Origin of the sequence: Mucilaginibacter lutimaris, from assembly GCF_042676625.1 — a bacterium.
Lineage (GTDB): Bacteria > Bacteroidota > Bacteroidia > Sphingobacteriales > Sphingobacteriaceae > Mucilaginibacter > Mucilaginibacter lutimaris.
The window spans coordinates 46,416-59,691 of the sequence record NZ_JBHTIA010000013.1; the positions used below are offsets into that span (position 1 = coordinate 46,416).

General features: G+C 44.4%; 10 protein-coding genes. 9 read left to right on the forward strand and 1 reads right to left on the reverse strand.

Annotated elements, in window-relative coordinates; genetic code table 11:
- The first annotated feature begins 1 nt into the window (after window position 1).
- From ACFQZI_RS18150 to ACFQZI_RS18190, 9 genes are all read left to right on the forward strand, one after another.
- On the forward strand, window positions 2-469 hold the full coding sequence (locus ACFQZI_RS18150; protein ID WP_377145034.1) for a MarR family winged helix-turn-helix transcriptional regulator: 468 nt from the start codon (window positions 2-4) through the stop codon (window positions 467-469).
- Between the two features lie 115 nt (window positions 470-584).
- The gene (locus ACFQZI_RS18155) at window positions 585-1,187 is read left to right on the forward strand and encodes a TetR/AcrR family transcriptional regulator (protein WP_377145036.1); all 603 of its coding nucleotides are present in this window, start codon (window positions 585-587) and stop codon (window positions 1,185-1,187) included.
- Between the two features lie 324 nt (window positions 1,188-1,511).
- Window positions 1,512-2,648, forward strand: coding sequence for an efflux RND transporter periplasmic adaptor subunit (locus tag ACFQZI_RS18160; protein WP_377145038.1), 1,137 nt, complete (start codon window positions 1,512-1,514; stop codon window positions 2,646-2,648).
- Window positions 2,649-2,766: 118 nt separating this feature from the next.
- Window positions 2,767-5,967 carry an efflux RND transporter permease subunit gene (locus ACFQZI_RS18165; RefSeq protein WP_377145040.1) on the forward strand — a complete coding sequence of 1,067 codons (3,201 nt, stop codon included), beginning with the start codon at window positions 2,767-2,769 and terminating at the stop codon, window positions 5,965-5,967.
- A gap of 158 nt (window positions 5,968-6,125) precedes the next feature.
- Entirely contained in the window at window positions 6,126-7,541 is a 1,416-nt protein-coding gene (locus ACFQZI_RS18170; protein WP_377145042.1) for a TolC family protein, read from the forward strand.
- A 912-nt stretch (window positions 7,542-8,453) separates the two neighbouring features.
- Window positions 8,454-8,894 (forward strand): DoxX family protein, encoded by a 441-nt coding sequence (locus ACFQZI_RS18175; RefSeq protein WP_377145044.1) that lies wholly within the window; start codon window positions 8,454-8,456, stop codon window positions 8,892-8,894.
- Window positions 8,895-8,934: 40 nt separating this feature from the next.
- On the forward strand, window positions 8,935-9,243 hold the full coding sequence (locus ACFQZI_RS18180; protein ID WP_377145046.1) for a phosphoribosylpyrophosphate synthetase: 309 nt from the start codon (window positions 8,935-8,937) through the stop codon (window positions 9,241-9,243).
- A gap of 150 nt (window positions 9,244-9,393) precedes the next feature.
- Window positions 9,394-10,707, forward strand: a complete 1,314-nt coding sequence (locus ACFQZI_RS18185) for a cytochrome ubiquinol oxidase subunit I (RefSeq protein WP_377145047.1) — start codon at window positions 9,394-9,396, stop codon at window positions 10,705-10,707.
- Window positions 10,708-11,065: 358 nt separating this feature from the next.
- On the forward strand, window positions 11,066-12,097 hold the full coding sequence (locus ACFQZI_RS18190; RefSeq protein ID WP_377145049.1) for a cytochrome d ubiquinol oxidase subunit II: 1,032 nt from the start codon (window positions 11,066-11,068) through the stop codon (window positions 12,095-12,097).
- 115 nt (window positions 12,098-12,212) lie between these two features.
- Here ACFQZI_RS18190 and ACFQZI_RS18195 read toward each other — a convergent pair whose 3' ends face one another.
- The gene (locus ACFQZI_RS18195; protein ID WP_377145051.1) at window positions 12,213-13,274 is read right to left on the reverse strand and encodes a phytase; all 1,062 of its coding nucleotides are present in this window, start codon (window positions 13,272-13,274) and stop codon (window positions 12,213-12,215) included.
- Window positions 13,275-13,276 lie beyond the last annotated feature (2 nt).

Consider the following 13,276-nt stretch of genomic DNA (forward strand, 5'->3'; position numbering starts at 1 on the left):
TATGGCAGAAACTTGTGTAATAACCGAAGAAACCAAAAAGGTTGCCCCTAAGCTGATATACCTGCTTAAACGCCTTTTGGACGAGTGGATGAATAAAAAACTTTGCCTTATAGACCAGCCGGGATTTAACAGCGCGCATTTGCCGTTATTTATGAGCATTGGTAAAACAGGCATCTCTAATAACGAACTGGCCGCTAAAATGAATGTTAGCAAGCAGGCTACCAGTAAAATGGTTAAAGAGCTGGAAGCTATTAATATGGTGCGCAGCGAGAAAAGCGCCGATGATGCCCGTGTGGTAATGTTATATTTTACAACTGAGGGCGAAGCTTTTTATCACAACCTAAAAGACCAGGTCGCCGCTCTCGAAAACCAATATAAAAAGGTTGCAGGTACTAAAAATTACGAAATTGCTATTGAAGTTATGCTGAAGCTTGTAAAGTTTCATGAAGACAATAACTGCATAGAATAAAAATAATAAAAAAAGTTTAAAACGCTTAAGTAAATGACATTAGGATGAAACGGTTTGTTATTTACCGTTGTACATTTGCTTAACACTGTTAAATAATCTAATAGGGTAAAATAAAATGGCCAGCAAGGATAGGATATTACGATTGAAAGAGGAAACCAGGGTGAACATCCTGGATGCCGCTTTACAAATTGTTAAAGCAGAGGGATGGCAGGCTTTAAGTATGCGTAAAATAGCGGATGTTATTGAATACACCGCACCAATCATTTACGAGTACTTTGCCAACAAAGAGGCTATATTATTAGAACTTTATCGCCAGGGTTATTTAAAACTTGCAAAGCAATTGCAGGAAGCTAAAGATAAGCATACCTCGCCGGGAAACCAGTTAGAAGAAATGTGGCTTGCTTACTGGAACTTCGCTTTTGCTAATAAAGAACTTTACCAGGGCATGTTTGGTATTACAACCAGTTGTGCCTGTAAAATGGTGAATGATTTGCCCGAGGCCGAATTGCCATGGGATATTATTACCGGTTCTATCAGCGAGTTGATGAATATCGAAGACCTGGAGTCGGACATTATTTGTACCAAGTATTATACTTTTTGGTCGGTAGTGCATGGTTTGGTTTCTATAAACTTGTTAGACCGTGGCGACTCTGATAAAATTAACAGGCAGGTATTAAGGGATGCTATTACCGGTATCATCAGGTCTATCACACCTTAATATCGTATATATCTTAAGTGCTGCTTACAAACAATAACAGTACTGCTCAAAGTGTTATTTAAAAGTTAAACTCAAAGCTCATGAAAACTGTAATCACTTCTTCACTCCGTTATTTAACAGTGTTAAATAATCTACCAATGTTAATAACTTCTTATTGTTGTGGTTAGCTAAGGTGATAATTAAGCAAAAACTCAAACATCTAAATATCGAATACAACAATACATACAAGCAATGCACAATACAACGAAAACAACCGACACCATATATATCAACAGTCTTAGGGCTGCGCTCACTCCTATTAACTCACCATCAAAACTAATCATCATGAAAATTATCTTAGCGGCAATTATCGCCATATCACTATTCAGCTGCGGGCCCAAACAGCAGGCGCAGCAGGCACCGCCGCCACCGGCATTACCGGTAGCTGCAGTAACAACAGGCAACCAAACAACTTACCAGGAATATCCTGCATCTATAGAAGGCACTGTAAATGTTGAAGTTCGCCCGCAGGTTAGCGGTACTTTAGACAAGGTATTTGTAGACGAAGGCGCTTTTGTGGCTGCCGGCTCTCCAATATTTAAAATAAACGACCAGCCTTACCGTGCAGCATTAAACAATGCTTTAGCAAGCTTACACGCGGCCGAAGCAGCACAGGGCAACGCGCAGATAGAGGTAGACAAATTAACACCGCTGGTTGCCAACAAAGTAGTATCGGAATATCAGCTAAAAACAGCTAAAGCGGCTTACCAGGTAGCAAAAGCCAATATAGAATCGGCAAAGGCTAACGTGGCAACCGCGCAGATCAACTTAGGTTATACCTTAATAAAAGCACCTGTTAGCGGTTATATTGGCCGTCTGTTAAAAAAACAAGGTAGCCTTGTTAGCCCACAGGATGTTGAAGCGCTTACGCAATTATCTGACGTGCACGATGTACACGTTTACTTTTCCCTGGGCGAAAAGGACTTTGTAAACTTTAAAGAACAATATCCGGGCGAAACTTTAAAAGATAAGCTTAAACGCGTACCATCAGTAGGGTTACTATTGGCAGATGGAACCGAATACAATAAACAGGGTAAAATTGATGTAATTGACGGCCAGTTTGATAAAAACACTGGTGCTATTACAGTAAGGGCAACCTTTGCAAACCCTAATGGCTTGTTACGTTCTGGTAACACCGGTAAAGTACGCCTGAGCATGGAGCATACCAACGCCTTAATAGTGCCGCAATCTGCAACTGTTGAAATGCAGGATAAAGTATTTGTTTACGCCCTTGCCGATAGTAACAAGGTTAAAAAATTGCCAATAACCATTATTGGTACAAGTGGCGAGAACTACCTGGTTAAAGATGGCATAAAAGCCGGCGACCAAATAGTTTTAAGCGGCATGGATAAATTGCAGGAAGGTTCTGTAATTGCCCCGCAAAAACAGGCCGATAAAGCGGTAGCTGTAGCAAAAAACTAATCCCTGACAAAGACACAAGAATTTAAGAATCACGAAACAAGATATGAGGAAATTGGACGATGCTGAATGGTGTCTTGGTTCCTGCTTCCTTATATCCTGGCTCTCTAAATAAAAGATCATGTTTAAGAAATTCATAGAAAGGCCGGTACTCTCTACAGTTATCTCCATATTACTGGTGATAGTTGGGGTACTTGGCTTAACAAAACTGCCCTTAGAGCGTTTCCCTAACATTGCCCCTCCGGCCGTGTTGGTAACCGCGGTTTACCCGGGCGCAAATGCCGAAACCATCCTGCGTTCGGTAACACCTTCTCTGGAAGAAGCAATTAACGGTGTAGAAGGCATGACCTACATGACCTCTACCGCAAGTAACGATGGTTCGCTTGGTATAACCGTTTACTTTAAACAAGGTACCAACCCCGACCAGGCAGCTGTAAACGTACAAAACCGCGTTTCGCAGGCTACCAGCCAGTTACCTGCCGAGGTTGTACAGTATGGTATTACCACAACCAAACAGCAAAACAGCTTTATTGGCGCGATGGCCATTTACACCGACGACCCTAAAAAGTATGATGCTACCTTTGTTGCCAACTACGCGCAGATCAACATCGTACCCGAGATTAAACGTATCCCGGGTGTAGGTTCGGCACAGGTATTTGGCGGGGTTAAGGATTACAGCATGCGTGTTTGGTTAAACCCTTCGCAAATGGCTGCATACAAAATTACCCCTGCCGAGGTTATGGCGGCCATACAGGATAAAAACATTGAAGCTGCACCAGGCCGTTTTGGCGAGCGCAGCGATCAATCTTTTGAATATGTAATAAAATACAAAGGTAAACTCACAAAACCCGAAGAATACCAAAACATAGCTATCCGCGCCAATGCAGATGGTTCTGTATTACATCTAAAAGATGTAGCGCGTGTTGAGTTAGGCGCATACTCTTACAACAGTTATAGCAACCTTAACGGTAAAGATGGTGTTATCATCGGTATTATCCAGTTATCGGGCTCTAACGCTAACGAGATCCAGATAGAGATCGATAAGCTGATGGAGAAGGCTTCAAAAAGCTTCCCGGTTGGCATCAAATACAACCAGTTCTATCGCACCAAAACAGACCTTGATGAATCTATTAAACAAGTTGAGCATACGCTGATAGAGGCTTTTGTACTTGTATTTATAGTGGTATTTATATTCCTGCAAGATTTCAGGTCTACGCTTATCCCTGCTATAGCCGTTCCGGTGGCTATTGTGGGTACGTTCTTCTTTATGCAGTTGTTTGGGTTCTCCATTAACTTATTAACCCTCTTTGCGCTGGTACTTGCCATCGGTATTGTGGTAGATGATGCCATTGTGGTGGTAGAGGCTGTGCACGCCAAAATGGAGCATGACCCAAGCCTTAGCCCTAAAAAAGCTACCAACGAAGCTATGCACGAAATAACCGGCGCCATCATATCCATTACACTGGTTATGGCGGCGGTATTCCTGCCGGTAAGTTTCATGAGTGGTTCTGCCGGTATATTTTACAAACAGTTTGCGTTAACAATGGCTATAGCCATTATTATCTCGGCTGTTAACGCTTTAACTTTAAGCCCGGCGCTTGCAGCCTTATTCTTAAAAAACAAGCACACAGAAGGTGGGCACGATGCACCCAAACAAGGCTTTGTGCAAAAATTTTATGCAGGCTTCAACGGCAGTTTCAACTACATTACCAACAGGTATGTTGGTGGATTACAATTGCTTATTAAAAATAAATGGATAAGCATGGCTGGCCTTGGGTTAGTTATTGTTGCTACCATATTTATGGTGAACCGTACCAAAACCGGCTTTATCCCCACCGAAGACCAGGGCTTTGTGGCCATAGCGGTATCCACCCCATCTGGTACATCGCTGGCCGGTACTAACAAGATCTTTAAACAAGCGGAAGATCAGTTGAAATCGCTGCCATCAGCAAGGTTCGTAACCGCGCTATCGGGTTTCAACTTCTTAACACAATCAAGCAGCCCTTCGGCAGGTGTTATATTCCTGTTATTGAAACCTACGCATGAGCGTGGCGATGTAAAGAACATTGATGAGATTCAAAACATTGTACGTGGTAAATTAGGTGCTGTACCGGGCGGAACATTCTTTGTGTTCAGTTTCCCAACCGTACCCGGGTTTAGTAACGTAGAGGCATTGGATGTTATGCTGCAGGATAAAACCAACGGCAAGCTTGATAAGTTTAGCGGCGTTGCCAATAACTTTATTGCTAAATTGATGCAAAAACCGGCAGTTGCCTACGCCTTTACATCATACAAAGCCGATTACCCTCAATTACAATTAGAAATAGACGACGAAAAGGCTAACCAGCTTGGTGTAAATGTTAAGGACATCTTATCTACCATGCAGGCGTATTTTGGTACCGCGCAGGCTTCGGACTTTAACCGCTTTGGTAAGTATTACCGCGTGGTTGTACAGGCCGATATTGCCGACCGTACCGACCCTACAACTATCGATCGTGTATTTGTGAAGAATAAAGCAGGTGAAACCGTACCTATCAACACCCTGGTTAAATTAACCCGTGTGTATGGTTCAGAAACAGCATCCCGTTACAACCTGTTCAACTCTATTGAGGTGAATGCTATTCCCAAACCGGGTTACAGCTCGGGTGATGCCATTAAGGCTATAGAGGAAACCGCTAAAGAGGAATTACCTTCGGGCTTTGCTTACGAGTTTTCGGGCCAAACCCGCGAGGAGATCGCTTCGGGCGGGCAGTCTACTGTAGTGTTCCTGTTATGTTTGGTTTTCGTTTACTTCCTGCTATCGGCACAGTACGAAAGCTACATCCTGCCATTGGCGGTTATCCTTTCTATCCCAACAGGTTTATTTGGTGTGTTTGCCGTACTTGGCTTAACCGGTATAGAAAACAACATTTACGTACAGGTAGCGCTTATCATGCTCATCGGTTTGCTGGCTAAGAATGCCATCCTTATTGTAGAGTTCGCGGTGCAGAAACGCCGCACCGGTATGAGCCTGGTTAATTCGGCTATTGAAGCTGCAAGGCTAAGGATCCGCCCAATTGTGATGACATCGCTGGCCTTCGTATTTGGCTTGTTCCCGATGAGTATTGCCACCGGCCCGTCTGCACAGGGTAACCACTCTATCAGTATTGGTGCTGCCGGCGGTATGGTGTCTGGTGTAATATTAGGTTTACTGATCATCCCGGTACTGTTCGTGATATTCCAACACTTGCAGGAAAAGGTTAGTGGTACACCGCTATCAAGGCACCTGGATAAAAATTACAACCCCGATGCCCAGCCTGCGCAAGCGATAGAAGCACACTAAGAGTTTACTCACCCCGACTACGCTTCGCTGGTCGACCCTCTCTGCTTCGCAAAGAAGGTAAAAAATTTAAGCCCTCTTCTTTGGAGAGGGTTTGGGTGAGGCCGATGACCGGGTGAGTAAATCGCCAATTGATAACAAGAGATTTTAAATATAAGACAATGAAAAAACATATAAATACATTCGCCTTTATGCTGCTACTGGCATTAAGCGCATGTAAAGTTTCAAAAGATATTGAAACGCCTAAACCCGCGCTGCCTGTAGCCTTTAGAGATGCGGCGCAAAACACCGATACTACCAGTATTGCCGATATACAGTGGAAAAACTTTTTTACCGAGCCTACCCTGCAAAAATTGATCGACAGCGCTATTGCCAACAATTACGACATGCAAATAGCGGTAAAGAACATAGAAGCGGCAGAATTGCTTTTTAAACAAGTTAAGTGGAACTATACCCCTACCGTCAACCTAAATGTTACAGCCAGCACCAATCGCCCGAGCGATAACAGCCTTAACGGTTTGAGCCTTGGCGCATTTGGCGTAGGTACCAAGCACATCGAAGATTACTCGGCAAACCTTGGCCTATCATGGGAGGCTGATATTTGGGGCAAGATCCGTAACCAGAGCAAAGCCGCTTTGGTAACTTATTTACAAACTAACGAAGCCAAAAAGGCTATTCAAACTAATATCGTTGCAGGTGTATCGCAAGGTTACTATAACCTGCTGATGCTTGACGAGCAATTAACCATCGCTCAAAAAAATGTGAAACTTAACGACAGTACCCTGCGCATTATACGTTTACAGTTTGATGCAGGCCAGGTAACTTCATTAGCCGTGCAACAAGCCGAAGCACAACGCCAGGCAGCGGCACAGCTGGTACCACAGTTTGAGCAAAATATTACCATACAAGAAAATGCCCTGCGTATTTTAACAGGCGCCCTGCCGGATAGAATTGAACGCAGCAATACCCTTAGTAACCTGCAAATTGCAGATAACCTGCCATCAGGCTTACCATCGGCTATTGTGAGCCGCAGGCCCGATGTTAAAAGCGCGGAGTTACAATTAACTTATGCCAATGCACAGGTAGGTATAGCGAAAGCAAATATGTATCCATCGTTAACCATTACTGCCAGTGGTGGTGTCAACAGCTTTAAATCCAGCAATTGGTTTAATATCCCCGCCTCGTTGTTTGGTACTGTTGCAGGTGGTTTAACACAGCCCCTGTTCAACAAAAAAAGATTAAGAACGCAATACGAAGTTGCCAAAGTAGAGCGCGAAAGAACCGTATTACAATTCCGCCAGTCTGTATTAAATGCCGTTGGCGAAGTGTCTGACGCGCTGGTATCTATCGAAAAACTAAAAGCACAGCAAACCATAGCAGCTAACAGGGTTACTACCCTGCAGCAGGCAACAGGCAATGCCAATATGTTGTTCAGAAATGGTTTGGCAACTTACCTGGAGGTGATAACCGCGCAAGGTAACGTACTACAAAGCGAACTGGAACTGGCTTCCATCAAACGTGCGCAGCTCAGCGCCGTATCCAATCTTTACCGCTCATTGGGCGGTGGCTGGAAATAAAAATACCCATTGATGAGTGATGAGTGATAAGCCGCTTCTTCTGGTTTCCGCCAGGAGGGCGGCTTTGTTTTTAACCCGTTGTCCCGTACTGTCCCACTATTTATGACACTGCGCGAGACAAAAACACAAATTATTGATAATCAAAATATTATAGAATTTCAGTTTTCAATTTTAGTTTAAGTAACACTTGTCTAAAATCACCTTAACTGATTAATAATAAATAACATATGTATTTTTACGAGGGTGTCCCATTTTGTAAAAAACGGGACGGAATGGGACACCCCATATTGGCTAATCCTTAATTAAGTTTACACTTGGTATTCCCGTGCTTTGATTTAAATCTTCACCCTTCTCAGGCAAAATACTACCGAGAACATTGTCAGTTGGACGAACAAAGTACGTACTGTGCGTTAGTATGAGGGGAATCTTCTCCTCCCTGTCTATTATGGATACGATTTTTGGTGGCAATACAACAACGGCGGAAAAGTAGCGATGGGTGTAAAACCCACCACTATTCTTGCATTCTGAAATTTGTGTAAGAAAAATGAACAGACGGAACGTCATCTATAAGGCGACCTTGTCACATTCGGGTAGTACAGGCATTGCAGCAGCACTAACCTTCACAGAAGGTGGCGCAGTCGCGACTTTTCTTTGGTTCGTTTCTTTTGAGAGAAAAGAAATGAACATCCACAATCTCAGAAACTTACACTGCCGCGCCTAATGAAAAACTAATTATCAGCACTGTATAGCAAAGAGATTGCTCCTTGCTGGCGCACGCATGCCACGTGTGCCTTATTTCATAAGCCCACTCTTGCATATCTCCCTCAAACATCCTTACCTTTATAAAAGGGCAAAATCAACAGCTGCCAGGCTGCTATACCCAGTCTTAATTATTTAATTAAAATACCAATTATGAATGCGATACACAAAATTGAGCATTGGGGCGATACCCACCACCCGGCCATTTTGGACCTGTTGCGGATAACATTAGGCATCTTTTTATTTTTAAAAGGCTACGGTTTTTTTCATAACATGGCATTCCTGGAATATACTATTCAGGAGCAAAACCTTATAAACCTCTCGCCTGCGGCATTAGAAATTTTGATGTACTATATCACATTTATGCACCTGGCAGGTGGCATCCTTATAACCCTCGGTTTACTTACACGTTTGTCTTCGATCCTGCAATTACCCATTGTGATCGGGGCCGTGTTCTTTATCAATATTTTTAAAACCACCCTCAATTCCGACTTATGGCTGTCTATTTTCGCCTGTGTGCTGCTGGTTATGTTCGCGTTCATCGGCTCGGGGCCTATTTCATTGAACAGGGTTTTATCTCTACCCAACCGATAATCAGTCTAAATGCCGATATTAGCCTCAAACATCATACACCATGAAAACAGACTACGGCACCCTATCGCAAACCATTAACGGACTAAAAGAAGAAGGCTACACCTTAGATTTCAACATCCAGGACGATCTGTTGGTATGCCATACCAACAACACCCAATTATCTCCGGATGATTTTGAAATAGACGGCGTATTCCGTTTTGAGGGAGAATCCAACCCCGATGATGAGGCGGTGCTTTATGCTATATCATCAACCAAAGATGACATTAAAGGCACGCTGGTAAATGGCTACGGGATTTCTGCCGATGCGGCGTCAAACGACTTAATTAAAAAATTAAGTACGCATTCCTGATCGTTCATCAGGATCCCCATCAATCGATACTCATTAAATATTAAAATATCAATAACAAGCTTAAATAATATTTAATTATTATTCGTTCTAAATTGCTAAAAGTGTGCAATTTATGCGCATTACCGTTTGCATAGTACTTAAACTTGCACTATGGATAATTTTATGGCCGCCAGGTCGCAAATGGCATTGTCCCTGGGCTTTCACATCATATTTTCGTGCATAGGCATGGTTATGCCATTCTTTATGGCAGTATCGCACTTTTTGTGGCTGCGTACAGGCAACCCTGTCTATCAAAACGTAACCAAGGCCTGGAGCAAGGGCGTTGCCATATTTTTCGCCACGGGCGCGGTATCTGGTACAGTGCTTTCTTTTGAACTGGGCCTGCTTTGGCCAACTTTTATGAAACATGCCGGCCCTATCTTCGGGATGCCCTTTTCGTTGGAAGGAACAGCCTTTTTTATTGAAGCCATAGCCTTAGGGTTTTTCCTTTACGGTTGGAACAGGTTTAACCGCTGGTTCCACTGGTTTACCGGCGTTGTAGTAGGCATTAGTGGCTTAACATCGGGCATACTGGTGGTAGCCGCCAATGCCTGGATGAACAGCCCCGCGGGTTTCGACCTGGTGAACGGCAATTACATCAACATCGACCCCATAAAAGCCATGTTTAACCCGGCCTGGTTCTCGCAGGCGCTGCACATGTCGGTAGCGGCATTCGCGGCAACAGGCTTTGCTGTTGCGGGCGTGCATGCCCTAATGATATTACGCAAACAAAACGTAAACTTCCACATGCGGGCATTTAAAATTGCAGCCATATTTGGGGTGGTGGCAGCCATATTACAGCCCTTAAGCGGCGATATATCGGCCAAGATGGTGGCCAAAAGGCAGCCCGCCAAGCTTGCCGCCATGGAAGCGCATTTTGAAACCAAACCCTATTCGCCCCTTATTATTGGCGGTATACCCGATGTAAAAAATAAGAAAGTAGATTATGCTATTGAACTGCCCGGCATGCTGAGCTTTATGGTTTATGACGATTTTAAGGCGCCCGTGAAGGGCCTCGACCAGATCCCGGCAGCCGACCAGCCGCCTATCGCGGTAACGCATTATGCCTTCCAGATAATGGTGGCCCTAGGCATGATAATGATGGGGCTTGGGGTAATCTATTTAATTGCCCTTTGGAAAAAGAAAAGCTGGTTTGAGAAGCATTGGTTTTTGAGGCTTTTTATTTGGGCAACACCCATAGGTTTTATAGCCGTAGAGGCCGGGTGGACGGTTACCGAAGTTGGCCGCCAGCCATGGATAATACAGGGCGTTATGCGCACTGCAGATGCCGTAACGCCAATGCCGGGCATCAGCTATTCGTTTTATCTGTTTACGGCGGTTTACTTTACGCTGAGCCTGGCGGTGATTTTTTTATTGTACAGGCAGATTAAAATGGTGCCCGAGATATACGATAAAGCGGTTTAATTTTAGTTCCCCTCTTGAGAGGGGGCGCAGTGAACGTGTGTTTGAGGGGTGTGTTTGTCGCATGTAGAGACACACCCCTTACCCCTCTCAAGAGGGGAGATTTCGATAAACAAGCAAGACAATCCCCTCTGATAGGGGGCGCAGTGGAACGTGTGTTGGAGGGGTGTGTTTGTCGCATGTAGAGACACACCCCTTACCCCTCTCAAGAGGGGAGATTTCGATAAACAAGCAAGACAATCCCCTCTCGAGAGGGTGAGCAAGGGAATGTGTGTTGGCAGGGGTCTGTTAGTCGCATGTAGAGACACACCCCTGCCCCTCTCAAGAGGGGAGCAGAAACAGATAATTAATGATATTTAGCATGATATACGTTGTAATAGTATTTTTATGGGTGGCGCTGCTGCTTTACCTGGTTATGGGCGGGGCCGATTTCGGGGCGGGCATTATTGAAATGTTCACGTCTGATAAAAATAAATCGCGTACGCGGCGCATCATGTACAATGCCATTGGCCCTATTTGGGAGGCAAACCACATGTGGCTCATCATCGCTATCGTGATACTTTTTGTAGGTTTCCCGGTGATATATGCCACCATGTCTACCTACCTGCATATCCCACTTACGGTGATGCTGATGGGCATTATTGCCCGGGGTACCGCCCTAACATTCAGGAATTATGATGCCGTGCATGATAACATGCAGAAGGTTTATAACAAGATCTTTGTGTACTCCAGCTTTATAACGCCTTTGTTTTTGGGCATCATAGCAGGCAGCGCGGTATCCGGCAGAGTTGATCCTAACGCCACCAACTTTATGGATGCCTACATTTACAGCTGGCTTAACTGGTTTTCGGTTGCTATCGGCTTTTTCACGGTGGCGTTGTGCGGTTTTTTAGCAGCTATATACCTTATTGGCGAAACCAATGACGAGGAAGAGCGCAACAGGTTTATCCGCAAGGCAAGGCTTATGAATATTGCCGCGGTTGTAGCAGGCTCGGTAGTGTTTATAGCTTCGGTAAAAGAGAACATTCCGCTGGTGCAATGGGTGTTTGGTAACATTATTGGTGTGGCCGCGGTTAGCGCGGCAACTATTTCGTTGGTGGCGTTATGGTACCTTATCGCCAAAGGTAAACGGTTTATTATCCGTGTACTGGCCGGTTTCCAGATGACCATGATATTGCTCACCACCACTTATAAGCACTACCCCAATATCATCATCCTGAAAAATGGCGGCCATCTTTCCCTTATTGAGCATCAGGGCGCAGAAAAAGCCATCACTGCACTTGGTATAGCCTTATTAGTTGGTAGTTTGTTCATCCTGCCCGCCTTGTTTTATTTAGTGTGGAGTTTCCAGCAGAAACCGGATGGTGAAAAGTCTGAAGTTCGAAGTCTTTAGTCGATCTCACGTATAAGCAAAAAAGTCTTTAACTTTAAGTTTGATTCGGCATCCACCAAACACCAACTTAAAGCCAAAGACTTTCGACTTCAGACTTAGAACTTCAGACTAAATACTATTTAATCTTCAACTCCTTGCCGGCAATATCTTCCCAGCGGTAATAATGAAAGGTGCGGTCGTCGCTCATCACGACAAAAAGGCCGTGTTTAAAGGTGTCGTTTAAAGGCACGTTTACCACTTCAGAGCCATCGCTTTGTGTGGCTTGCACGTTGGCCATTTTTAACAGCTTATGCTCAAACGGGTTTTGTTTGGTACCCTCTCTGCTGAAGATCTGAAAACGGTTTGCCCCCTGGTCGGACACCAAAATATAACCCGTACTATCCGTTAGTTTATAAATAGAGATGCCTTCATGATCGGCCTTAAAGCCTGTGGTGCCAAATATGGACAATTGCTGATTGCCCTTTTCAGGGTCGGCATAGTATTGGCGCACCCCGGTTTGCTCGTCGGAGTAGTAGATGTAACCCAACTCGTTATCAACCGCAATAGATTCGATCTCTTTTTTTCCACTGTACTCGCCAAACTTGCGTACCAACGTAGCTTTTACGTTGCCGGTACCATCATCGGCCAGTAAATACTGCCAGATGTACCCGCCTGTTTTGGGGCCGTTTTTACGGCCTACTATGGCGTACATTTTACCATCCTTTGCGGTATAAATAGATATACCCATCAGATCGCGGTACTCCATCCCTGTTTCGCCAACAAACATATCAATGCCGCCCTTATCAACCGGCTTCATATCCGGCAGGGAATAGATGCGCAGCTTATGGCTGATGCGTTCGGTAATTATAGCAATATCTGTTGGTTTGCCGTTAAGCATTAAACCGTAAGCAAGGTCTACATTGTTTGGGCGCTGCAGGCCGCGCACTACTTTATCTTTTACTATCTTACCTTGCAAATCAAATACATACAAGGCGCCGTCTGCATCTTTATCTGTACCGATAATAAGGCTTTTGGCCGGATCGGCTTTGTTAACCCAAATAGCAGGGTCGTCTGTATCGTACTTAACGGCTTCGGTAACAATAACCGGCTTTATGGCATTGGTATCAACCGCCGGCTTGCAACCCATTAAGGTAAGCAGGGCCAGGGGCGCAAAAGAATATAAATTACGTCTCTTCATAT